23 protein-coding genes and 1 pseudogene are annotated in these 23061 nt (G+C 57.3%); 12 read left to right on the top strand and 12 right to left on the bottom strand.

The features are described from left to right. Positions 1-229: 229 nt before the first annotated feature. The 7 genes from CRP02_RS02540 (at position 230) to CRP02_RS02510 (ending at position 5553) form a co-directional block, all read left to right on the top strand. Positions 230-424, top strand: coding sequence for a hypothetical protein (locus CRP02_RS02540; protein WP_097099132.1), 195 nt, complete (start codon positions 230-232; stop codon positions 422-424). Positions 425-692: 268 nt separating this feature from the next. Further along, a complete protein-coding gene (locus CRP02_RS02535; protein ID WP_097170131.1) occupies positions 693-944 on the top strand; it encodes an antitoxin in 252 nt (83 codons plus the stop codon). After that, positions 941-1252, top strand: a complete 312-nt coding sequence (locus CRP02_RS02530) for a type II toxin-antitoxin system RelE/ParE family toxin (RefSeq protein ID WP_097170130.1) — start codon at positions 941-943, stop codon at positions 1250-1252. The genes CRP02_RS02535 and CRP02_RS02530 overlap by 4 nt, the downstream gene beginning before the upstream one ends. A 199-nt stretch (positions 1253-1451) precedes the next feature. After that, positions 1452-1934, top strand: a complete 483-nt coding sequence (locus CRP02_RS02525) for a hypothetical protein (protein ID WP_097170129.1) — start codon at positions 1452-1454, stop codon at positions 1932-1934. Between the two features lie 300 nt (positions 1935-2234). Further along, entirely contained in the window at positions 2235-2540 is a 306-nt protein-coding gene (locus CRP02_RS02520) for a putative quinol monooxygenase (RefSeq protein WP_097170272.1), read from the top strand. A gap of 232 nt (positions 2541-2772) precedes the next feature. Continuing rightward, positions 2773-3759 (top strand): GlxA family transcriptional regulator, encoded by a 987-nt coding sequence (locus CRP02_RS02515; RefSeq protein ID WP_097170128.1) that lies wholly within the window; start codon positions 2773-2775, stop codon positions 3757-3759. A 66-nt stretch (positions 3760-3825) separates the two neighbouring features. Continuing rightward, entirely contained in the window at positions 3826-5553 is a 1728-nt protein-coding gene (locus CRP02_RS02510; protein WP_323455311.1) for a putative bifunctional diguanylate cyclase/phosphodiesterase, read from the top strand. 45 nt (positions 5554-5598) lie between these two features. Here CRP02_RS02510 and CRP02_RS02505 read toward each other — a convergent pair whose 3' ends face one another. Then, complete coding sequence (locus tag CRP02_RS02505; protein WP_179783918.1) at positions 5599-5934, bottom strand: response regulator; 336 nt, start codon at positions 5932-5934, stop codon at positions 5599-5601. Positions 5935-6124: 190 nt separating this feature from the next. Between CRP02_RS02505 and CRP02_RS02500 the strand changes: the two genes are divergently transcribed. From CRP02_RS02500 to CRP02_RS02485, 3 genes are all read left to right on the top strand, one after another. Continuing rightward, positions 6125-6598: an Hsp20 family protein gene (locus CRP02_RS02500; protein ID WP_097170126.1), complete on the top strand. Its 474-nt coding sequence runs from the start codon at positions 6125-6127 to the stop codon at positions 6596-6598. Between the two features lie 81 nt (positions 6599-6679). After that, a complete protein-coding gene (locus tag CRP02_RS02495; protein ID WP_097170125.1) occupies positions 6680-6979 on the top strand; it encodes a DUF982 domain-containing protein in 300 nt (99 codons plus the stop codon). Positions 6980-7356: 377 nt separating this feature from the next. Next, the gene (locus CRP02_RS02485; protein ID WP_097170123.1) at positions 7357-8361 is read left to right on the top strand and encodes a sensor histidine kinase; all 1005 of its coding nucleotides are present in this window, start codon (positions 7357-7359) and stop codon (positions 8359-8361) included. Positions 8362-8511: 150 nt separating this feature from the next. On the opposite strand, the gene CRP02_RS02480 is transcribed toward CRP02_RS02485, so the two are convergent. From CRP02_RS02480 to CRP02_RS02425, 11 genes are all read right to left on the bottom strand, one after another. Then, the gene (locus CRP02_RS02480; protein WP_097170122.1) at positions 8512-8877 is read right to left on the bottom strand and encodes a response regulator; all 366 of its coding nucleotides are present in this window, start codon (positions 8875-8877) and stop codon (positions 8512-8514) included. A 309-nt stretch (positions 8878-9186) separates the two neighbouring features. Beyond that, a complete protein-coding gene (locus CRP02_RS02475; RefSeq protein ID WP_414896229.1) occupies positions 9187-9801 on the bottom strand; it encodes a plasmid pRiA4b ORF-3 family protein in 615 nt (204 codons plus the stop codon). Between the two features lie 163 nt (positions 9802-9964). Further along, positions 9965-11317 (bottom strand): cytosine deaminase, encoded by a 1353-nt coding sequence (locus CRP02_RS02470; RefSeq protein ID WP_097170120.1) that lies wholly within the window; start codon positions 11315-11317, stop codon positions 9965-9967. A gap of 31 nt (positions 11318-11348) precedes the next feature. After that, positions 11349-12320 carry a LysR family transcriptional regulator gene (locus CRP02_RS02465; protein WP_097170119.1) on the bottom strand — a complete coding sequence of 324 codons (972 nt, stop codon included), beginning with the start codon at positions 12318-12320 and terminating at the stop codon, positions 11349-11351. A 2-nt stretch (positions 12321-12322) separates the two neighbouring features. Then, on the bottom strand, positions 12323-13318 hold the full coding sequence (locus CRP02_RS02460) for an isopenicillin N synthase family dioxygenase (RefSeq protein ID WP_003517482.1): 996 nt from the start codon (positions 13316-13318) through the stop codon (positions 12323-12325). Between the two features lie 86 nt (positions 13319-13404). Then, positions 13405-14202 carry an ABC transporter permease gene (locus CRP02_RS02455; protein ID WP_097170118.1) on the bottom strand — a complete coding sequence of 266 codons (798 nt, stop codon included), beginning with the start codon at positions 14200-14202 and terminating at the stop codon, positions 13405-13407. Positions 14203-14206: 4 nt separating this feature from the next. Beyond that, the gene (locus CRP02_RS02450) at positions 14207-14980 is read right to left on the bottom strand and encodes an ABC transporter ATP-binding protein (protein ID WP_003517478.1); all 774 of its coding nucleotides are present in this window, start codon (positions 14978-14980) and stop codon (positions 14207-14209) included. Between the two features lie 5 nt (positions 14981-14985). Next, positions 14986-15975 (bottom strand): ABC transporter substrate-binding protein, encoded by a 990-nt coding sequence (locus CRP02_RS02445; RefSeq protein WP_097170117.1) that lies wholly within the window; start codon positions 15973-15975, stop codon positions 14986-14988. A 763-nt stretch (positions 15976-16738) separates the two neighbouring features. Then, positions 16739-19054: a hypothetical protein gene (locus CRP02_RS02435; protein WP_097170115.1), complete on the bottom strand. Its 2316-nt coding sequence runs from the start codon at positions 19052-19054 to the stop codon at positions 16739-16741. Positions 19055-19215: 161 nt separating this feature from the next. After that, positions 19216-20358: a Fic family protein gene (locus CRP02_RS02430; RefSeq protein WP_097170114.1), complete on the bottom strand. Its 1143-nt coding sequence runs from the start codon at positions 20356-20358 to the stop codon at positions 19216-19218. A gap of 266 nt (positions 20359-20624) precedes the next feature. Further along, a complete protein-coding gene (locus CRP02_RS02425) occupies positions 20625-21578 on the bottom strand; it encodes a LysR family transcriptional regulator (protein ID WP_097170113.1) in 954 nt (317 codons plus the stop codon). A 93-nt stretch (positions 21579-21671) separates the two neighbouring features. Here CRP02_RS02425 and CRP02_RS02420 point away from each other — a divergent pair, with 93 nt between their 5' ends. Together CRP02_RS02420 and CRP02_RS27810 are read left to right on the top strand one after the other, a co-directional pair. Beyond that, positions 21672-22631, top strand: coding sequence for an MBL fold metallo-hydrolase (locus tag CRP02_RS02420; protein WP_097170112.1), 960 nt, complete (start codon positions 21672-21674; stop codon positions 22629-22631). A gap of 90 nt (positions 22632-22721) precedes the next feature. Continuing rightward, a pseudogene (locus tag CRP02_RS27810) lies at positions 22722-22951 on the top strand (hypothetical protein); the annotation flags it as partial. Positions 22952-23061 lie beyond the last annotated feature (110 nt).

Raw genomic sequence — 23061 nt, 5'->3', positions numbered from 1 at the left:
GGTGACCGTGAATAAAGCAGCAAGGGATCGACCTGAAAGTCCTGATGGGCGACCTAGACACCACAACGACAATCGACTGCTTCGTCTTCGGCATCTTTACGACGCTGGCAGAGTCGATGAGTTGAGCCTCTTTCATGCATGGGCGCTAACGTACGGGAACATTTTGACTAGCGTGCATGTCGAAGACATGGCTATCTGGCCCGCTTGCACTTCGGAAGGATGAACTACCATGCAGAAATCCCATAAAAGCCTGATCTTGGCTCTGGCGTTGATCATCGGAGGTGTTCTGGCTTTCTTCCTCTTTCTCTACCTTACGGGACACGATCCCGACGAGAGCCCGCTCACCCTGATTGAGTGGGTTATCGGTGGAGCTCTCATCGGGCCCGGTTTTGGCTACCTGTTGAGGTGGAGAGCCGTCAAATAACTGGCCGTCCGCTCGGTCCTGATTGCTGTTGTGTAGTCTTTTCTTGCGAAACGTCTTCAATTGACCGGGTCGGCGGTTCAGTTTGGTTCAAGAGCAAAACGCAAACGTCCAGCGATAGGGGGTGTGCTCGAGCGGAGCAAGGCAGGGGATCGGCGTCTTCTTCGAAATAGCAAAGCCCTCCAAAGGACATCGGGTCAAATATCAGCGGAGGTGGCCATATCCCTACATATGTGTTAATGTGGGTTTCTCAGTTCAGGAGGTGCGTCAGATGAGCCGATTGACGATCGACATAACGGACCAACAACATCAAAGCCTGAAGGCGCTGGCAGCTTTGCAGGGCAAGACAATCAAGCAGTATGCACTTGAGCGCCTCTTCCCCGGTGACACAGACGCAGAACGAGCCTGGGAGGAGTTGAAGACTTTGATGAACACGCGCGTCAATGAGGCGCTTGCCGGACGACTGTCGACTAAAACCGTAGGTGAGATCCTCGATGAGGAGATTTCCGAGGGCCGTGCTTGACTGCCTATATTCTTACCGCGGAGGCTGAATCAGATCTACGTTCGGTAATCCGCTACACGCATGCGCAATGGGGTGGTGCGCAGGTACGCCGCTACGTCTCGGGTTTGGAGCGAGGTATCGCAACCCTTGCCGAGGGCAGAGGTTCTTTCAAGGATATGAGTGCGCTTTATCCGGCGTTAAGAATGGCGCGATGCCAGCACCACTACGTCTTTTGTCTGCCTCGAGAGCATGCGCCAGCCCTCATCGTAGCGATTCTTCACGAACGAATGGATCTGATGAAGCGTTTGGTTGATCGTCTGAACGAATGATGTTTGGACGGAGGCGAGATTATGCGAGCGCAAGACCGACGAATCGCTGTTATCGCATGGTCGAAAAACGGGGTCGCCAGTTCTGATCCGTTCAAGAGCCTAAGAGCTCGCGCTGGCACGCTTCTTCTGTCGTCGTGACCGAAAGCCGTTCTCGTCCTGTGGCCAGACAAACCGGTTCGAAAAATACGGGGTCCTTACGATGTTTTTTGCGACCAGGTACGTGATTTTAGTTCTGCTGATTTCCTTGGTAACGTTTATCAACTTCAGTCCAGAGAACATCCGCGGAAACGCAGGGGCGATGGTTTTCAACGTCGCCTACTACAGCGTTGCGGCACTTTTGATTTACTGCATTCTTCTGTTTCTGGCGTCGTCCGCCGTCAGCTTTTTTACAGGCAAGAACAGATTTTCGTTGAGTTTCCAGACCGTATTGCTGGCTGACACGCTGTTTTTGTACGCAATGCTAGAGGGTTCCTCTCTGCTGTTTCTGACTGAAAACTCAAGCACCGTTTCGGTTGGAGGGTCGCAAGGAGAATTGGTGCGAAATGGGCTGAAGACGATCCTCGGGTGGAGGGACGCCGCCGAGAACGCAATCAGCGGCATACGCTTCGCAATTGCCCTGCATTTCCTCTTCTCCATTCACAACTATATGGCAACAAGAACAGAACCGCCTGGAAGGCGGTGATCAGTGGAATCCTTGATCGAGACCACAATTGGGGATCGGGAAGTGGTTGCTGACAAGTTGTCCCTTGGCCGACATTAACTTCAGTGCTTTGAATAACTGCATCTTTGGGATCACCTAAGTTCTCGGTCGTCGGTTCGATACCCTTCAAGGCGACAGATACCGCAGTACATTCAACCACGAGTTCGGCACACACCGCCAACATCCTTCGTGTCCAACGTGCTATTCCTCCATCGCCTAACATTTGTCGTGCTTAGCGCGCTTCTTGAGTTCCGGCACACTCAGGTGCCCACGGAGGTTATCATGACCAAATTCGCGCTTTACGTTCCGCTCGAGGCGAAGCCAGGCAAGGAAGAGGCGGTCGCCGAATTTCTACGATCAGCCGTACCGCTGGTCAATGCCGAGCCCGGCACGATTTCCTGGTATGCGATACAGGAAGGGCCAAGTTCGTTTGCAATCTTTGACACGTTCGATGATGAGGACGGAAGGGAAGCCCACTTAAACGGCCAGGTCGCTGCGGCCCTAATGGCAAAGGCAGCGGAAGGGGACCTGTTTGCCAAGCCGCCACAGATACACAAGCTATCCATCATTGCTGATAAGCCGACATAAGCATTGCGCTGTGTTTGAGCTGAATAAGTGAGAATGGCGTCAGGGTGACCTGGCGCCCGCGACTGACGTGAACATATCGTCCAAGCCTTCTAGGCGTCTTCCGCCTGTCCGATTCGACGGTTCTGAATTTGAAGGCTCCGAGGTCCTGTGGGGCCGCGGCCGTCCTGGGACCGGCGTTAGCGTAATGCCTAGTTGAGAGTGTCGTGTGCTCTACACCGTGAGGGATAATCCGATGCGGATCGCTATCTTCGTGCCTGCGGACGTGCATTCGCTGGAACTTGCTGGGTTGATGGACGTATTCGCCGAAGCCAATGCTCGCGTCGATAGGCCGTTCTATGAGGTCACGATCGTCGCGGAAGGCGATAGCACGATCCGGTGTGCTTCGGGTCTCAGGGTCCAGCCTGACTGCGCTTTCGGAAATTACTCCGGCAGCCCAGACACGTTGCTTATGGCCGGGAGCGTCGGAGTACCTCAAAACCCGAGCAGGCAGGCTATCGACTGGCTGATCGCTATCGCCTCTCAAACGCGGCGCTACGGCTCCGTCTGCACAGGAGCATTCGTGCTCGGCAGTGCTGGTCTACTCAAAGGCCGCCGCGTTACTACGCATTGGCAGTTCGCGTCACTGCTTTCCGAGCGATTCCCCGACGCGCATGTGGAAGGCGACCGGGTTTTTCTCCGTGACGGTGCGATGATCACGTCGGCGGGATCTAGCGCGGCGATTGACCTCGGTCTTTCCCTCGTCGAGGAAGACCTCGGCCGGGAAGTGGCACTTTACGTCGCTCGCCGGCTCGTCGTGTTCCTTAAGCGACCCGGTGACCAATCACAGTTCAGCGTTCATCTGGCAGCGCAGGCGATCGACCGCAACCGTCTCCACGACGTCCAGCAATATGTCCTGAACCACCCAGCGGAGGACCTATCCGTTGCGGCCTTGGCCAAACTCGCGGCGATGAGCAGACGGAACTTTACCCGTGTTTTTTCTCTGGAGGTGGGGATATCTCCATCGGACTATGTCGACCTGACGCGTATCGACGTTGCGCGCTTCCTTTTGGAGGGGAGCCGGCTGCCGATCGCGTCGATCGCAGAAAGAAGTGGCTTTGGATCGGCGCGCGCGATGCGGCGCGCTTTCGTTTCGCATGTGGGCGTGACGCCGTCCGACTACCGGGACCGCTTCCGTACCTCCGGTGATGGAGCCAGACGCAGTTTGTCCGAAAACGGCTGACCGTTGTCCCGAAACCGCCTCGGCTGCGGGTTGCTCCGTCTGAGGTCGGCGTCCATGGTTCCTGCCATGCAAGACTTCGAAAATCCAAATCAACCAGGCCTCATGACGCGTATATCCGGCGAGGCTGACGAGCGGCATTCTAGCTCTGACGCAGTCCGGAAAATCCTACCGACGCTTGTTGAGGGATTGACGGAGGGTGTTGCAATCGGAAAACGTTCAGGGGCCAGTACGCCCTTATTTTACGTAAACAGGGCTTTCGAGGAATTGACGGGGTATACATGCGATGAACTGGTCGGAAAGGATTGCCGCTACCTGCAGGGTAACGAACGGGATCAGCTAGAGATCGTCCGTATCCGTGCAGCGATAGAGGCGGCGGAGCCAGTGGACGCCACGCTGCGCAACTATCGAAAGGACGGATCGCCGTTCTGGAATAGTCTCAGTCTACGTCCTGTCTGGGTGGACGAGGAGCTTTTCTACGTCGGCATACTTCGCGACGTCTCAGCGCTCGAACAGGCCAACAGTGCCCTGGATCGTATCGCCAACCTCGACGGCACGACGGGTTGCCTGAACCGTCAATCGTTTCTTCATGCAGCCGAGGCGCGTTTCTCGGCGCAATTTAGCGCGACGCTCCTGGTTGTGAAGCTTGACGTGATTGATTTCCACGACCTCAATACAGGATACGGTTTCGAAGTTGGGGATGCCCTCCTTTGTGAGACCGGACGCCGCCTGAGGGAATTGGGTGCTGCCCTTGTGGCCCGGATGGGTGCAAATGAATTCGCTTTAGTATTCGATCTTCCGGATGAAACGGGCGCGGACTCGACCGTGGCGTTGGTATCCGCCTCGCTTGCTGCAGACTTCGTGCTGACGGGAGCCAATGTCTCCCTGCGGTTCGCAATCGGCTATGCAATTGGCAAGACTGAGGGCAGCGCCATTTCGCTGATCCGGAACGCCGGGACCGCGCTGTGGGCAGCCAAGTCCGACCCTCTGGCTGGTCCTCGCCGGTTCGAGGACGCGGACGATGAGCGGGCGCGCCGCCGGTTGCGGATGACGCGCGAATTGAAAGTCGCGGTGGCAAACGATGAGTTCGTGTTTCACTTCCAGCCCCAGGTTGATCTCCTCACCGGTGAGTGGCTTGGCGCGGAAGCGCTGATCCGTTGGAACCATCCCCTGTTCGGCACTCAGCTTCCCGGCAGTTTCATCGAAACCGCGGAGCGGTCGGGCCTGCTGCTCGAACTGACCGAGCGAAGCCTTACGACTGTCTCTGCATTCGCCCATCAGATAAACGCGAACCGCCGCAAGGCACTGCGTTTTGCGGTGAACGTGTCGGCCGCCGAATTTCTGCGTCATGACATGGCGGAAATGCTGGAACGTGTCTTGCGTAACACCGGTGCCAACCCGGGGTGGCTGACCCTTGAGATCACCGAAAGCATGTTCCTCGGCGACACGCCCGGCGTGATGGACGCATTCCAACGTTTGCGACAGAGCGGCGTTGGGCTGTCAGTCGATGACTTCGGCACTGGCTATTCCAACCTGCGCTCTCTCGAAACCTTCCCGGTAACCGAGATCAAGATAGATCGCACCTTCGTCAGCGAACTCGCCACAAGACCTTCCAGAAGAGTAGTCGTCCAAGCCATCATAGACTTGGGACGAGCCCTCGGCTTGACGGTCGTCGCGGAAGGCGTAGAAACCGAGGCCCAACGCGCAATGCTTGCCGAGATGGGCTGTCCGGTTGGACAAGGCTATCTGTTCGGGCGCTCCGTCGATGCATCAACCTTTGCAGCCACCCTGGCATAATTGCGACTGGTGGTAATGCAGCTTCAGGGCGAGGAATGTGTAAGACTATGTCTTGCCAAAAAAGCTTGCGGGCGGAGCGACATTCCCCTCATCCCCTACGATCGCCGCGATGTAGGCAAGAGCGTTCTTCGTGCCGTTCGCCATATACGGCATTTCGATTGCGCCGAGGGCACCCGCGAAGTCCACAGGAATCTTCTTGATGTTCCTACTGACGAATACATAGGGAATGCCTTGCGATAGCAGATCTCGACCGACGTCAATACCCCTCGGACCGTCCTCAAGATGAATATCGACAAACGCAAAATCCGTGCGGTGTGCTTCTGTTAGACTGCGGGCTTGCTCGCGGCTCTGATCTAGCGGTTCAAGGCGGCCTAAACGCATCGCGTTCTCAGCCGATCAGTGCATTGACGGTAGGGCAACTTGGGGTCGGTAGAAAAATTTGCGGCCGATCTTGAATCGGAAAATCGTCAAAACCAAATCGTTTGCCGCCAGCCGCTGAGACAGGGTGGCTTCGGCGGGAGTGCTGCTTTTGGCATTCCCCTACCCATGTTGCTTCAAGGAGGATATGGCTATGGCAACATCTTACGACTATGCACCTCTCTACCGCTCGAGCGTTGGGTTCGACCGGATCTTCAATCTCCTGGAAAATGCGCAGCGCGCCCGTTCGACGAATGACTGGCCGCCCTATGATATCGTCAAGACAGGCGACGACTCATACCGCGTCTCTATCGCGGTGGCGGGCTTTGCCCAGGACGATCTCGACATCAGTTTCCAGTCCAATTTGCTGACCGTCACCGGCAAGAAGCAGGAAGCGCCAACAGATGGCTACCTGCATCGCGGCATCGCTAGTCGCCCGTTCGAGCACCGCTTCGAACTTGCCGACCATGTCCGGGTGAACGGAGCGGATCTCAGCAACGGTCTCCTGTCGATCGAGCTCGTCCGTGAGATCCCCGAGGCACTGAAGCCTCGAAAAATTTCGATCCAGAGCACGCCTGCGTTGACGTCGGCCGCTCCGGCGCAGATCGAAGCGCAGAAGGCGGCTTGATCTCTAAGTTCGTCCATCATCAGTCCAAGGGCGCCATCGCGATGGCGCCCGTCAACATTCCGGGTTGGGAAGGAGAGAGCGATGAAACCCGATATGTTCAGAAAACCTGTCACTATTCTTGTTGGCCTGGGCTTCCGCGCAGAAGTTTGTAACGTGATGGATGCCTACCGGCATCTTGTCGAGTGGCCGGTGTCGTTCAGGGACGCAACACATTCGGTTGCCCTGAAAGCATGCCAGGCGGCGATGCGCGGCGAGATTGAAGCGGAGACGGCGCGCGGCTTGTTTGCGGCCTTTGCCGACAAGCATAATCTGCTCGCCCCAGATGCCGATTCTATCTTCGCGTCTCACCGTCGCCAGGACAGAGGCCCACACATCCGGTGAGGCTGCGATGATACCCGACATGTTGCGCGAGATCGCCGGCAACGCGACGGCGATCGGACCATTGGCGCTGCTTCCGGGCCTTCGACTAGAGCGTCCAGGAGACGTATTGCGAGCGCGGGCATTGTCTATTGATGACAAGCGAACGATCCTGGCGGCATGGGCTTCGGATTTCCATGGAGCTGATTCGAACCCGTCATTCCTTCACATTCCAGGCACGCCGGAGCCGTTGACGACTGATGAGATCAGTGCCGCTCTCCGAGACCTAGATTGCACAAGCTGACCGGGCTGTTGCCTGACGCGAAAATGCCTCCGTTGCGGGTCCATGAGGTTTCGAATAGATGGACTAGTAAGATTATCGCCGTCGTCGAAGGTGCATTATGTCAGATATGGATTCGGCCCATTTGGAATGGACTGCGGAGGAGCTGAGACGCGCGGTCCGATCTGCGGGTGTCGCCTTGTGGACGTGGACATTCGACAAAGATACTTTTTTAATGGACGCGATGGCGTACCAGATGTGGGATGTCCCTCGCACAGACGTTTTGACCTTTGAAGACCTCTCCGCGAAGATTCATCCGGCGGACCGTGATCGGGTTCGGACCGCCTTTGCCGCCATGCGCGCCACCGACGGACCGTTCGAGATCGATTTTCGTATTTTGACGGAGGCCGAACATGTCCGTTGGGTTTCTGCTCGAGGGCAGGGGAACGGCGGCGACACTGAGGCCACCAAGATGACCGGGATCTTCCTCGATGTCACCGGTCGCAAGCAGGCCGAGGAAGGTCATGAACTTCTGGCCGGCGAAATGAGCCATCGCGTCAAGAACCTCCTGGCCCTCGCGTCAGGCCTGACGGCAATGACGTCGCGATCGACCGAAACGAAAGAGGAGATGGCTCGCCAACTGACCGAGCGACTGACCGCGCTTGGCCGTGCTCATGACCTTGTGCGACCTCTACCCAATGGCGAGGGGCGGGCAGCGCTCCTTGGAGACATATTTTCAGTCCTGTTGGCGCCGTATGATGATGCTGGCGCTTTTGCCGGAAGGATCCGTGTTGCTGTTCCCCGCATGGGCCTTGGAGAGAAATCAGCCACCGGTCTCGCGTTGGTCATTCATGAACTGGCGACGAATTCCCTGAAGTACGGTGCGCTCTCGACCGATGCGGGCCTTCTGGATGTCTCCGGTACCGCAGGTGATGGTGTAATTGACATTGTCTGGGCCGAACACGGCGGACCAGTCGATGATCCGGGTCAGCGTTCGGACGGTTTCGGGAGCAAACTTGTTCAGCGCACGATCGCTGGTCAACTGGGTGGTAACATCGCCTATGATTGGACCGACGGCGGCGTTGTTATCAAAATCCGGATGAGCGAAGAGGCACTGGCATCCTAAATCGGGGTCGTCTCAAGTCTGCGATGTCCACGGAAACGAACCGACTGACGGGACAAGCTTGCCCAATGTCGAGAAATCAGACCGCGGACGCTCGTCGTCGGCGACTAGCTTATCTCCGCCAGAGCAATCCTCGTTCAAACTCGCAGTCGCTCAAAGAGACATCAGGCTGCGGATCGTTCCCACCACAGTCGCATGGTCGTATGGCTTCGCGAGAAATGGTATGTCGTCGGCCAAACCCCCTTGAGGATTTACTCGCCCCGAAGTGACGATGATCTTGATCGGCGGCCAGCGATCGCGCACGAAAGCCGCAAGCTTCATGCCATCCATGGTTCCCGGCATCTCGATGTCGGTGAAAACGACCGCGATTTCGGGATGATGTTCGATCAACTTGATGGCTTCGTCGGCATCGCTGGCAGAGAACACGACGAAACCCTGATCCTCGAGTTCGTCAGCAATCGCTAAGCGTATGAGCGCCTCGTCTTCGACAACCAATACAGGCACAGGGAATGATCGCACGATGCCAAATCTCCAAAAGAGGATAGCAGCTCTGCTTCAAGCCCTCGAACTGAGCGTCCGATCTTGTACAATTGGTGTCGTTCCGAACATGTTCCACTACGGCTCTGAAATTGTCCCTGACAGGTGGGTCTTTCGCCATTGAAAGCAGCTCCTGTTGGAAAACATCGTTCGAAAGGGCCTTTGCGGACGATCTTCAGCTCGGTGTGGGGCTGAGGATGGTCGTGGGCCGGCCGAGATAAGCTAGAGAAGTCTGTCTTTGAACTTGGACGATATTCGGTATTGGCCTGTTCATTCAACGAGTTCCACCTCTCACCCCCATCGTATTATTCTCGGGGCGGATCTCGGTTTCGGTTGATATAGACGCCGTTTGACGCTTGAGCGCAGAGCGTTGCGGAGATCCTTGTCCACCATCGACAGGTCGAACCACTCGGGATCAAAATAGCCGCCGCACCAGCGGATGGTTTCGGCATATTCGGGGTCTTCCTTGTCGGCGATGATCTCCAGGAACTGCTCATAACCGGAGACGCCACCAACATCTTCAGGCGGTCGCGACCTTGCGGCGGCGAAGCAGCTTCCCTGTTTGGGCGTCGCAGCGAGCGTCTGGAACTCCTCGACTACGATGGTATGCCGCCAGCCGTCTCTGAAATTATATTGGTAGCTGAAGATGGAGCCCTGTTCGAAGTCCAGCAAACGAACCTCTTCCTGATTGGAGACACGAGGATCGTGGTCGGTTGCTTCCTCTGTCAGGATCTCGACATCGCCATAGCGCAGACCACCAATTCGGAATTCATAGAGATGATAGTTCCACCAGTTGAAAGCGGCCTGAATTCCGAGATGCAGGTGCTGAAGGTTCCAACGGATGGGCAGGACTAACCGACGCCAGACTTCCGGCTGGATCTCGTCGATAGAAACTCTGATCTGCACGGCGTTTGCGGGCTTGAACATGGCAGGAATGAACACGGTTGGAAAAAGACGGGATTCCCCATTCGCGAAAACCTTTGTCTGTTCCCGAAATGAAAAAGGGTCAAAACCTGCTGAAACTCAATACGCCGGTCCCTTCGTCTTTCAAGTATGAGCAGCGCCCGACCTACACCGTCAGAAAATCGGACAGCATGCTATAGGAGGGCAATGTCTTGTTGGTGAGAATCCCCTTGCGGAGAATGATGCGATCGGCGTGTGGGCGGGCGATGACCTGATCGAGACTCCAGGCCTCTAGGATCATCAGGTCCGCCGGGCGCCCCACGCTGATCGTGCCGGCGTCAATGCCCATGATGCGGGCCGGTGCGGGGCCGGCAAGCGCGGCTGCATCCGCGTAAGGGTGGTCGAGATGAAGGATACGTAGCGCCTGCCGCCAGGTATCCAGCATGTCATGGTCGCCATAGGCAAAGAAGGGATCACGACAATTATCTCCGGCCGCAGCCACCGGAATGCTCGCCGCCCGCAGTTCCTGTACCGGCGTGACCCCGCGCCAGCGCGGGGTGCGACCGTCTTTGCGGTCCTGAAGATACATGTTGACGGTTGGCAGCGTGATGATCGAAATGCCGGCATCCGCGATCAGCGCGATCGTATCGCGTAGTTCCTGCTCGCCCAGAAGCGCAAGCGAGCAGCAGTGGCCGCAGGTTACGCGCCCCTCGTAGTCATGGCGGATGGCGGCTCGCGCCACATGCGGCAAAGCATCGGCTTGCGCGGCCTCATCGACATGCAGGTCGACATTCAGTTCCCGCTCCTTCGCCAGCAAGAACAGCCGATCAAGCAGCAGGTCGATATCGTCGAGGCCTGCCCCGTGCGTTCCGCCGGAGGCACGGGTGACGCCACCCAGCAGTCCGCCGTGGTCGGCAACGATATCGGCAAGACGCGCGCCATAATCGTCGCTGTAGGCATCAAGTGGCACGAGGCCGGCGGCTTGCAGGGTGATGCGGCCTTTCCAGCGCTCGCGCACCTCTGCAAAAGCGTTCCAGGTGATTTCCGCCTGTCCCTCGTGGCTGTCGAGATGGGTGCGGATGGCTGCAACGCCGTGGGCGTCAGCCGTGGCAAGGCCGAATTCCATCCGCCGCAGAAGGTCATCGGTGTCCCAGTGGGCGAGACGGTCCGCCGTGGTTGCCGCGCGCGCGCCAGGATGCGTTCCTCCGGAATCGGGCGCTCGGCCCAAGGTGTGGCCCTTGTCGAGATGGGCATGCGCGTCAATCAGCAGCGGCCAGACGTGGCGGCCGTCGAGTGCGACTGTATCTTCATCACTGTCGACAAAGGTGGGCATTATGGCCGCAATCCTGCCGTTCTCGATCAGCATGTCGACGAGTGCCGAGCCGTCCCGGTCCACCTCGGCAAAATCAGGCACGTCATCGGCAAGCAGGGCGACCGGCACGCGCGCTTTTGCCAGACGAAGGCGCTCGGGTCTCGCCAAACGGGCGGCAAGGCTGGGAAACAGGGAAATATCGTTCATGGCGGGTCTCTATCGGGTGGGTGCTGGGCAGTCAGCTCTCGTCGAACGAGGCAAGCAGACGCTCCTGCGCAAATTGCATGAAATGGCTGCCGGCAGGCGAGAGCGAGCCGCGGGCGCGGTGGAGGATATTGAGCCGTTGCAACGAGCCGGTTCCGGTCAGCGGGATGAAAACCAGTTCGCCGGTCGCAGTCTCGCGATCCACATCGAGTCTGTTGAGGAACGTGATGTGAGGCGCTGTCCGGGCAAGGCGTTTCATCAGTTCCATCGAATTGGTCTCTACAACGGGAACGAGGGTGGCCCGCGCCGGGGCTGTCGCCTCGACGACCTCGCGTAGCGACAATGATCGATCCGCCAGAACCAGCGGATAGAGCAGGCAATCGGACATGCGCACGGTGCTGCGGATTGCGAGCGGATGGGTGGGAGCGACGACCGCGCCCAGCGCGTGACGGAATTCCGCGGCGCGTTGCAGCCGGGTATCGTCGGGCAGGTTGTAGGCGATGGCGAGATCGGCCTGGCCGAGCGCCACCATCTCTGCGACAGTCGTCCGGTCGCCCACCATGATCCGCAGGCTGACCTGCGGATGTTTTTCACGATAGGCCGCAACGATCTCGGCGATCCGGCCGGCAGCAAGTGTCGCCATCGTCGCAATCACCACCTCGCCGCGATTCAATCCCTTGAGCGACTGGATTTGCGCACGCATTCGCTGATGAGCCTGCAGGGTTTCGCGAATATGCTGGATGAGGATTTCACCGGAGCTGGTCAGTTTCAATCCGCGTGGCAGACGCTCGAAAATCGGCGCTTGCAGCTCTTCTTCAAGTTCCAGGATATAGCGGTTCACCGCAGAGGCGGCGACATGTAATGTCTTCGCCGCCTTGCGGATGGAGCCCTGTCGGGCAACCTCGTCGATATAGCGCAGCGCGCGTCCATGAAGCATGATGGGTCCGTTGCCTGACGGGAATCGGATTGACTGTTCCACGAAGTCACCGCAACGGACCATCTTCAACGTCACTTCTTGGCGAAATTGGCGTTGATGCGGCGGGTCAGGTACTCGCCGGCGGTGATCGGCTCGTATTTACCGAGCGGACCCTGCATGACCGCATCGCGGTTTGCCTGGCAGAAGAAAGGCAGCGACAGGCGCCGCCCCATGTATTCGCCCTCGCGCGGCATGCGTACCCGATGCAACGTCGATTGCAGCTGATCGTCCGACCAGCGCATCAGCATGTCGCCGATGTTGCAGGTGATGTAACCCTTGCGCGGCGGAACGTCGGTCCATTGCTTCAGTTCCGCATCCTTGCCCGGGCATACCTGCAGCCCGCCTTCGCCTTCCTTCTGGTGAAGGATCGTCAGGCAATCGAAGTCCGAATGCGCACCGGCTCGCCAGGACTGGAAATCTTCCGGTTTGGCGTCTTCCATCGACATGTAGTGGATCAGCCGCAATGTCGACTGGTATTCTTCCGATGACGGATCATGTGCCTTGGTGAAGAAATCCTCGGCAAAGTCCATCTTCAGCGCAAAGCAGGAGAGGATGCGCATACCCAGCTCCCAGTTCTGTCTCTCGAAACGGAGCATCTTTTCTCGAAAGCCTGGAAGATCTTCTTCGCTCGGCCAGAGATTGAGGCGGATCATATCTGGACGGGTGAGCTGGAAGCTCTCCTTGTTGTCCGGTGTGCCGGTTGAGGGACGAACCTGCGCCTTGAATTCCCAGCCGGCATTGATGCCCTTCGGCATCGGGGTTTTTGCCTTCACCTCCGCCGGCAGTTCAAAGAACGTCCATGCCGTGTCGAAGGCCGCGTCGATGTCTTCCTGAGCGATGCCGTGGTTGTATACCTGGAAGAAGCCGATATCGATCGAGGCCTGCCAGAGTGCATCGGCGATCTCATGCTTGCGGTTATCGAAGTCGGAAAGGTCGATGACGGGGATTTCCCGATCAACGGTCGTGCCCATGCCGCCGATGGTTGCTTCCTTGGCGAGTTCTGCAAGTGTGTCGGTCTGGATATTCATACCATTCTCCTTAGGTGAATGCCGGCGAGCCGGCGGTTGAGGAGCAATGTCCGGGCAGGGCCCGACTGCTTCTACTCCGGATGGGTTCAGCTGCTCTTCGGCAGGCTCCAGGGAAAGAAAAGCTTCTGCGTCAGCACTACGGCCTGAAACAGCAGCAGCGACATGGTGGCCAGCACCAACAGACCGGCCCAGGCCTGCGGCAGCTTGAACAGCGAGGTCGAAAGCTGGATGAAGTAACCGACGCCCACTTCCGAGGCGCAGAATTCCGCGACGACGGCACCTATGACGGCGAGCGTGATCGAGATTTTCAAGGCCGAGAAGATGTAAGGCACCGCAAAGGGCAGGCGAATCTGGGTGATTTCGCGAAAGCCCGAGGCGCGCAGGCTTCGCGATAGTTCAATCAGCTCCGGCGGCGTCGCCGCAAGGCCCGTTGCGGTTGAGACGACAAGCGGAAAGAAGGTGATGAGACAGGTGATGACGATGCGTGGTGCATCGCCGGCCCCGAGCACCACGATGATGATCGGCGCGATCGCCACCACTGGCGTCGATTGCACGACGACGAGCAGCGGATAGAGCGTTCGCGACAGGAACGGCGAGCGCATCATGACGACCGCGAGCGGAATGGCGATGACGATGGACATCGCGTAGCCGATCAGCGCCACCCGCAGCGTTGCGACGATGTGGCCCATCCAGCGTTCGAGGCCAATAGAAGAGAACGAGCCGAGGATCGCACTCGGTGGTGGAAGTAGATAGGTGGGGATCGACAGGAGCCGCGCCGCCGCTTCCCACAGAAGCACGGCGCCGATCAGAGTCGCAGCGGTCATGATGCCCGGCCACGCGAGCACCTGCTTGAGTAAAGCAAATGGTGATGTGCGGGTCTGCATGACCTCAAGCCGCGTGGCGGGTGAGGAGGAGATCGCGGAGGTGGTTGGAGAGGTCATGGATCGCCTTGTCCTTTGTAGTTTCAGGGCCACGCGGCCGGCCCACGGGAACGGTAACTTCGGTCAGGATCGAACCCGGTCTGCCGGTCATCACCAATACCCGGTCGGACAGTAGGGCAGCCTCGCTGACCGAATGCGTGATGAAGACCACGGTCTTCGGGCGCTCGGAAAAGATACGCAGAAGGTCGAAGCCCATCACCTCGCGCGTCAGCGCATCCAGGGCTGAGAAGGGTTCGTCCATGAGCAGGATATCTGGATCCATCAGCAGTGCGCGGGCGATACCGACGCGCTGCTGCATGCCGCCAGACAACTCGTCCGGCAGGCGTTTCTCGAAGCCGGAGAGCCCGACCATCTTCAGGAGTTCACCCGCGCGCTCGCGCTCCTGTGCGGTGACCCGGCCGGTCTTGTGGCGGGCGGGAAACACGACATTGTCTTCGACGGTGGCCCAGGGAAGCAGCGTCGGTTTCTGAAAAACGATGCCGATATCGTCACGCGGAGCCTCTACCGGCAGCCCGAAAACCTCCACCGAGCCAGATGTCGGCTTCAGCAGGCCGGCGATCATGCGCAGCAAGGTCGATTTCCCACACCCTGAAGGACCGAGGATCGAGACGAACTCATGCCGTGCCACATCGAAACTGACGTCGCGCAGAGCTTCAGTGCGTCCGGATCGGGTCTCGAAAACCTGTCCCAGCCTCTCGAAGCGAATAGCGGGCATCGCCATGAAGGTTACTCCGATACCATGAAGGTGCGGTTGATCATGGTTTCCGGATCGAGCTTGGCCGGGTCAATGTTCTGCGCTTGGGAAACACGGCGCCAGGTTTCGGCGAGGCGAGCGGTTTCGAAGACACCAAGGCCGTCCTTGTTCGTCACTTCGTTGAAGATCAGCGGCAGCATATCCTTGAGAGAACCCTGGACATCTTCCGAACCGAGTTCCGGCACGAGGGCGGTAACGGCCGCCGCAGCCTTCTCCGGGTTGCTTCTGGCAAACTCGACGGATTTCCTGTAGGCCGCGACGAAGCGCGCGGCGACCTGCGGGCGCTTGGCCAGGAAATCGTCGCTGGCGATCAGCGAGGCGGAATAGAGCTCAAGTCCGGCTGCGGACCAAGGCAGGGCGACGATCTCCTTGCCGGCTTCCTTGCCCTGATTGTTGTAGCGTGTCAGGTCCGTCATCCAGGCGATGATGCCGTCGGCATTGCCCGCCATCAACATCGGGCCGAGTGCGCCGGGATCGGCCTGGATGAGCTTGATGTCCGCCATGTCGATACCGGCATCCTTGAGGACCAGCGGCAGATAGACGTTAGACGAAGTAAAGGGTGAAGTCGCGATCGTCTTGCCCTTGACGTCGGCGACGCTTGCGATCGAACCATCCTTGGCGACGTAGAAGGCATGCGGACCCTTGTTGAATAACGACATGACGGCGGTCACCTTCACGCCCTCATTGGCGCGGGCGGCCATCAGGGCGCCGATATCCGAAACGCCGATGTCGGAGGACGCTGCGGCAAGGCGCGAGATGGCGTCGGTCGAGCCGCGACCGGAAGCGATCTCGACTTCAAGGCCGGCATCCGAGCAGAAGCCTTCTTGGAGACAGACATAGATCGGCGCCTTGTCGCCGCCCGGCAACCAGTCAAGCTGAAAGATCACCTTGTCAGCGGCGGATGCCGCGCCGGCGGCAAGGGTGGCGGCAAGTGCATATGAGGCAAGCTTGGTGCGGCACATAGGTCGACCTTTCACAACTAGTGTTCGGTTTTTAAGGACGGATAGGGAGCGGTGATGCGGTCCGGATGGAATCCATCCGCAAGGAGTCTGGCAATGGCGCAATTGCGTTTGTCAGAACGCTCGCTGCTCAGGCATGCAAAACACCGATGCGCATGAAGATGATAAGCTCCATCGTCGATCTCTGCAGAATTTGGGATAAGGTTACTGACTTTACACGGCATTTAGACATCTCCCCGACAGATTTACCCGTCGAGCAATGTCCAGAACCGAGGCTCAGACCGCTTCTACTCGCAGGTCATTTGTCTCACGAGGAAGCCGACTTTAGCAAGAGCTTCGATGAAATCTTATGCTTGCAAAAAATTTAGGCAAAGCATGTTTTTGCCTGACGGAACATTGATCGACGATTTCGTAAGATTTTGAATTCAAGAAGAAATTCTTATTGAGAGGAGTTCCGCAGTTGCCCAAGAAATTCGCGTCCTAATAATTAGAACGAATAGAGCGGAAATCTCTTCTTGGCGGTTGTCGAAATTGGCCGCTCCTTGCGGTGACATAATGCCGGGTTGGTCAGTTGGCCCAAGAGCATGGATTTAGGGTTATAAATTGGTGTTTGAAGGTCCGGGTTGGTTCGAGAGCTGGCCCCGTACATGCCTCTTTCGAATCCATAGCTCGCAGTGCAATCAGTGGCAAAGCAGTTCTCGCTGGATCAGTGGATCTAATCACTGAAACTCTGGCGATGTTTGCAGCATCGCCAGCCTAATTGTCTTCAAGCTGCTTCCCACACCTGGTTCAGTATTTTTGCCGCAAGTGCTGCCTTGTCTTGTGGAAGGAAACGCCCGTAATGCTGCTGAACCATCTCCGGCGTATCCTGAATGGCGTAGCTCGCCTGCTCATATGAGCCGGTGAGTTTCAGAATATGCGTCGCCAACACGTCCCGAACATTGTGCGGGCCGTGTGGCAGCAAGCCACTGATTGCTCCGCGACCGGTGTACTGGTTATAGATGCCGTAGCGTTGGATGATGAGACGCCAAGCTTCATAGAATGTTGTCTGATTATAGGCCGCGTCAGCGCTCGATAACTTGACTGTCTTGACGAAGAACGTGCCCGGATCAGCTGCATGGCCGAGCAGAACCTTTCGATGACGTTCGATGTAGGCATTGATGTAGTAATAGAGGTCCAGCAGGTCAGGCAGGATCAGCCTGAATGGCTTCGATCCGAAGAACGACGAGTTAGCATTTTTAAATGCGACCGATGGGATCAGCACCTCCCAGCCATTCTCTCTGTCGCTCCACCGAATTTCTCCTCGCCGCATTTCTTCCAGACGCCTTTCAGAAGTTGGGAAGTGGCCGTGTGGGCAAAACAGCAGTTGCCGCAGGTTCTTTTGCCGCAGGCCGAGATGAAGCCCTAGCCGTAGCATGAGAAACGAGCGTACAGATTCTGCAGCAGCTCTTGGGTAGCGGTCTTTATCGGGCATACGGAGAAGGATTTCATCTGTGATCTTGCGATATTCGGCAAGAGGGCTCGGTGCCTCCAGCACGCACATGATCGGCTCGAACGGGTCTCTGTGAACCCGCATTACTCGCTGGATTTCCCTGATGCGGTTTCGTGCGTGGGAATGAAATGCATCGCAGCAAGCGTGCCAATCACGCCGGGCGAAGGTAATCTCCTCTTTCGTAACCAGGCCATTCACCGGTACTACGCGCTCAATTAGTTCGGGATGCTGCCTGATCCAACCTGTTTCCTCCCGGGTAAGCGATAGTGAGATGCTGAGCATGTCCGCTTCCCAAGCTGTGTAGAAGCCGCGTCGCCGCTCACGCCATTGTAGATACCAATCCCATACGCCTGGAAAAACCAGAAGGCCGAAGGTCAATGCGCTGAGCGGCACACCTCTGCCCGCGACTTCGCCTTCCGGTGATGCAGCGAGAGCGCCAAACATCAACCCAAGATGTTCGAGCTTCTGAGATGCCGTCTCTTCACCCCATACTCCATTGCGTTTGAAGCCGACGGCAGTCAGGGTCGCGGTCTTGAACGACATCAGATTGGCCATTTCGAGCGCGAGTTGGGCAGGTGCGTCGATTACCCCTGAAAGCATATCGGGATCTTCGATCTCATCTTTACACTCTTCGACCACCTTACGGGGCGAAGTCATTGGCCTGGGAGAACCTCCATACGTCACGCCAGGAAAGCGGATCGCATAACGTTGCTTGGTCGCCAGCGCCTGATAACGACGATAGTCCGTCGCCCCGGTTAAGATAACCCGCCTTACCCATTCAAGAATTTCGGCACGCTTTTCCTCCGGCAATGAATTGAAATCATCCGGCAGATGCCACGCCAGACGTCGACGCTCTGCAGGAGATACATCGTCACCGACATCATATCCGACCCCCGCACGGGACTGATGCGGAAGCTTTTCCTTGAAATAACCGAGTGGCAAACGGTATCGACGCTCTATTCGATTGAGAATGTCCAGGTTTGCCACGCTGCGTGGCACCTTCGTTCCCCTCAGCCAGCTCAACAACGTCGTGGCTTCGAGAGCGTCATCATCTCGAAATATGGCGCGATGCAAATGGTAATAGCTCTCGCCGAAACGGTCCATATGGAATTGGAGAGCCGCCTGAAAAGACACCGGTTCGTCGTAGGTCTCGAAAAGCGGTTCTGGGAACTCTTCGATTGGTTTAGGTTTGGGACCAGGTTTCAGGTGTTGGCTGGTTTTCGCCTTCATAGGGGCGCGTTTGCTTGAGAGACTTTCTGCGCGGCTGCGTGTCTTTGTTGATTTGCCTGTGGCCGAGGTGGTTCTATGTCTGGAACCCGGTTCGGTCAGCCAACGTGAGATCGCATCGAAACCGTATTGGGCAACTCTCCTGAGTTCCGCTGATGTTTGCTCAAGACCGCATGCGCACGCGATTTCTTCCCAGTTGACGTGTCTGCCCAGCATTGGAGGAGGCATCCGGTCGTCAATGAGACCGGTCATGTATTCTGAAAGTGCGCGAAATTGTATTGCGTCTGTGAGCGGTGCCAACTTCATGTCGCAGAAGCTGGAAATCTTGCGCCGAAAGACGATTGCCGATTGATCTATGCTCATTCAGGTTTCCCTTGCAGATTACAGCCCAGCCCGGGGGCGGCTTGCTAAGGGAATGAGGTTAACGAGGCATTAATACGCTGATTGAGTTGATGCGACTATGCCCGAAGAGGTGTGTTTTGCTTTCCGGACGAAGCGAAACCGCGAATTCTAACGCCTCCTGATTAAGCTCCTCTGGACAATTGGTTCACCGGAAAATCCACAATCAGCTCATAGGCTGTGCTGCGGCCTCCAGCGTCTCCTTTTCTTAGGATGCCTTTCTCCAACAGGTCTGCAATGTCGCGGGACGCCGTATCTTGAGATGCGTTCGTCAGCTTCGCCCACTTCGTCGATGTGAGCTTGCCTTCGAAGTTGCCCTCTAGTAACCTGTTGAGGACCTTGGCTTGTCGCGGGTTAAGATCATGCGCAGCATGCTTTTGCCAAAAGTCATTTTTTAGCATGACGTTGTCAAGAGTTGCCAGCGCGCCTTCAACAGCGTTGCCCAAACGATCCAAGAACCACTCAACCCAGCTAGTTATGTCGAGAGATTCATGGCTGGTGATAAATTGCAGGGCTTCGTAATAGCCAGTGCGCGACTTCTCGATAGCAGCCGACATAGAGTAAAGTCTCTGTGCCCCACCACCACTCCGTGCAAGTGTCATGTCGGCGATTGCACGGGTGATGCGACCGTTGCCATCCCCGAAAGGATGGATGGCTACGAACCAAAGGTGGGCGACAGCCGCTTTTACGAGAGGATCGAGATCATGCGTTTCGTTGAACCATTCGAGGAAGGTCGACATCTCACGCTCTAAGCGATCTGCCGGCGGCGCGACATAGTGAACTTTCTCGTATCCGAACGCGCCTGACACGATTTCCATACGACCGCCTGAGTCGTCACGCCACTCTCCGACACGCAGCTTGTGACCCCATTCGTTTCGTCCGGTCGGAAACAGTGCTGCATGCCATTGAAATAGTCGCTCTGCTGTTAGGGGGTGTGAGCAATTGATTGTGGCGTCGAGAGTGATATGGACAATACCCTCAACAGAGCGGCTTGGGGTCACGAAGCCATCGATGTCGATACCAAGCCGTCGGGCTAACGATGACCGGACCTGCTGTTCATCCAAACGCTCCCCTTCGATCGCCGACGATTTGACGACGTCGTCTGTCAGCGCCTGTAGAAACGCTGCCTCGCGTGTGCGAAACCCAAGGCTCTCGACGCGGCCGATGAGGCGCCCCTGATCGAGGCGTACGGCTGAAATCCTCGATGCCAAGCGCTCGAGCTTCCATTGGAACTTCGGCCATTGAGAGGATTGCCAGATATACACCATAGTTCAGAGTACGCTCCGGATGCGTAGAATAGCAAGCTTAATCTCCGCAATTATGCGGATTTTATCGCGCTTAATCTCCGCACGGCGCTTCGATCAGTGATGCTTGCTGGCGCGATGAGATGAAGAGACTGGTCGATCTTATTCAAGTCGTGCCAAGAAACTGCTTTGGTGAGACAATTTCTCAGCCGGGAAAAATGATTAGCAGGGTCGCTGGTTCATATCCTTTCAAGGCGAGGACTTCAGACACATGCTGATCACCACGCTCGTCACGCCGCAATATCCGCGACGTTGCTCCCATTTGTTCTTAGCATCGCTTCACGGATCTGCTGCCGCAACCAGGCGCAACCGAGATCGCTGTCCATCTGAAGCGGCCACACCATGGATACGGGTGGAAAAGACAGCGCGAGTGGCACCGGGCTTACATCAAGTCCCAGCAGCGGTCCGTAACGAAGTGCAATGCGCGACGATACGGTTGCAATTACGGCAGATGAACGCGCCGTCGCCAATATCGACATGAAATCCGGAGCCGCCGCCACTACGTCCAGTTCTGCCCCCGCATGCTCCAGCGCATCCTTGACGCAGCCATGCAGACTGTCAGTCTGCGAAATCACGGCGTGCTGTGCCGCCATATAGGCATCGAGGCTTACGGGACTGGAGAGCTTTAGCAGTTGCGGATTGAAACAGCACAATACGCTGGACTGATAAAGCGGCTCGCAATGGTGTCGTGAATCCGGGAGATAGCTGCATCCCACAGACAGGTCGACGACGCCTGAATCCAGCATCGCCTCGATCTCCAGTGCATCGCCGCCGCGAGCCAGAATACGAATGCCCGGCGCGATATCGCGCAACCGAGCGGTCAGGTCAGGCAGCAACAATAGTTCCACCTCGCTGGACAGCCCCAGCCTGAATGTACGTCGCTCGGTGGCCGGATCGAATGCGTCTGCCATCAACACGGCGGCCTGTGCCTGTCGCAGAGCCTGCCGCACCGGGCCGGATAAATTCAGCGCCCGTGCCGTGGGCTTCATCACCTGTCCTACGCGGATGAACAGCTCGTCCTGAAACAGCGTGCGCAAGGTCGAGATGTTGTGGCTCATGGCAGGCTGCTGGATCTTCAAGCGCTGCGCTGCCCGGGTCACACTCATCTCCTCCATCATCGCATCGAAGGCAACGAGAAGATTGAGGTCGAAGGAACGAAGATTGAAATGATCGATGACTTGCATGAGCTATATCGATTTGATTGCTGACGGGAGCATCCTTAGCTGATGGGCAGGAACTTGCAAGCCGTTCCGCACCATCACGTAAGGAGCAAATCCATGCCATCTCGTCGTTCCATTCTCAAAAGCGCTCTGACTGGCTTCGTCGCAGCGCCCTTTGTCGCGCCATCAATCGTCTTCGCCAAGGCACCTTTTGCCGCTGTTCAAGCACCGGGTTTCTACCGGCTGAAGATCGGCTCCGTAGAGGTCACAGCCCTGTCGGACGGCACCGTTGCCCTGCCGCTCGCCAAGCTCTACACCAACACTAGCGAAGAACACGCGCAGGGCGCTTTGAATGATGCCTTTCTGCCGGAAATCGTACCAACTTCCGTCAACGCATTCCTGGTCAACACCGGCGAAAGACTGGTGCTCGTCGACGCAGGCACCGGTACCTATTTGGGCCCGTCGCTCGGCAAACTCGTGTCCAACATTGAGGCTTCCGGCTACAAGGTAGGTGATATTGACGATGTCATCCTCACTCATATCCATACCGATCATTCCGGTGGGCTGATGAGCAATGGCAAACGCGCGTTTCCGAACGCCACATTACGGGTCAATGAGCGGGAGGCGAAATTCTGGCTGAGCCCGGAAAACGCTAAAGCGGCGACGGACATCGTCAAACAGCATTTTGGCGAGGCAGACCAGTGCGTGACGCCTTACGTACAAGCTGGAAAATTTGAAACCTTCGGAGATAACCGCGCACCCGTTCCTGGTCTGGGCTCGATTCTCTATGCGGGACATACGCCGGGTCACAGCGCCATTACGCTGGAAAGCGAAGGCCAGAAGATCGTCTTCTGGGGCGACATCACCCATGGCGATATCCTGCAATTCGATGAGCCCGGCATCGCCATAGAATTCGATATCGATCAGAAGGCCGCCGTTGCTGCCCGCGACGTCGCCTTCAGGCAGGCTGTGGAAGGCAAATATCTTGTGGCAGGCGCGCATATTGCGTTCCCCGGAATCGGCCACGTGCGTACAGACAGCACCAATTATGACTGGCTCCCGGTCAACTACTCCTAGGATAAGCACTTACCGTTGGATAAAGCGATGGCTCGACGAGGCTCGAAATAGCCTCGTCTTCCGCAGCGACAAAGGTCGGAAGCGGGGTCGAGTAACCTTTCCAAGAGCACGGACGGGCTGACGGTGGTGAACATCGAGGCGATCTCCGATGCCGGTGACGTCAAGATCTTCTTTTCCGATCCGCTTTTTTTGGAGAGTTCCACAAGCTCGACACCGTCTCATCCAGCGAGTTTCACACCCTTACCGTGGGCGAACTGGTGCTGCCGAAGGCTTCCTGCCAAGCGGTCTCGTCTCGCAGCTCGGAGTCTCGCTCGACGTGAGCGAGGCAATGGCCGGCCAACGGATCAGCATCTATGCTTGGGATCGCTGCTCGCGGCGATCCCAATTACGTCGCGGCACGAAGCTGGCGCAGGCGACCGCCGATGTAGCG

This window comes from Rhizobium sp. AN5 (assembly GCF_900215255.1).
In the GTDB taxonomy this organism is placed as follows: Bacteria; Pseudomonadota; Alphaproteobacteria; order Rhizobiales; family Rhizobiaceae; genus Agrobacterium; species Agrobacterium tumefaciens.
The sequence above is the reverse complement of the archived record's forward strand: the minus strand, read 5'-3'. Positions and strand labels throughout refer to the sequence as shown.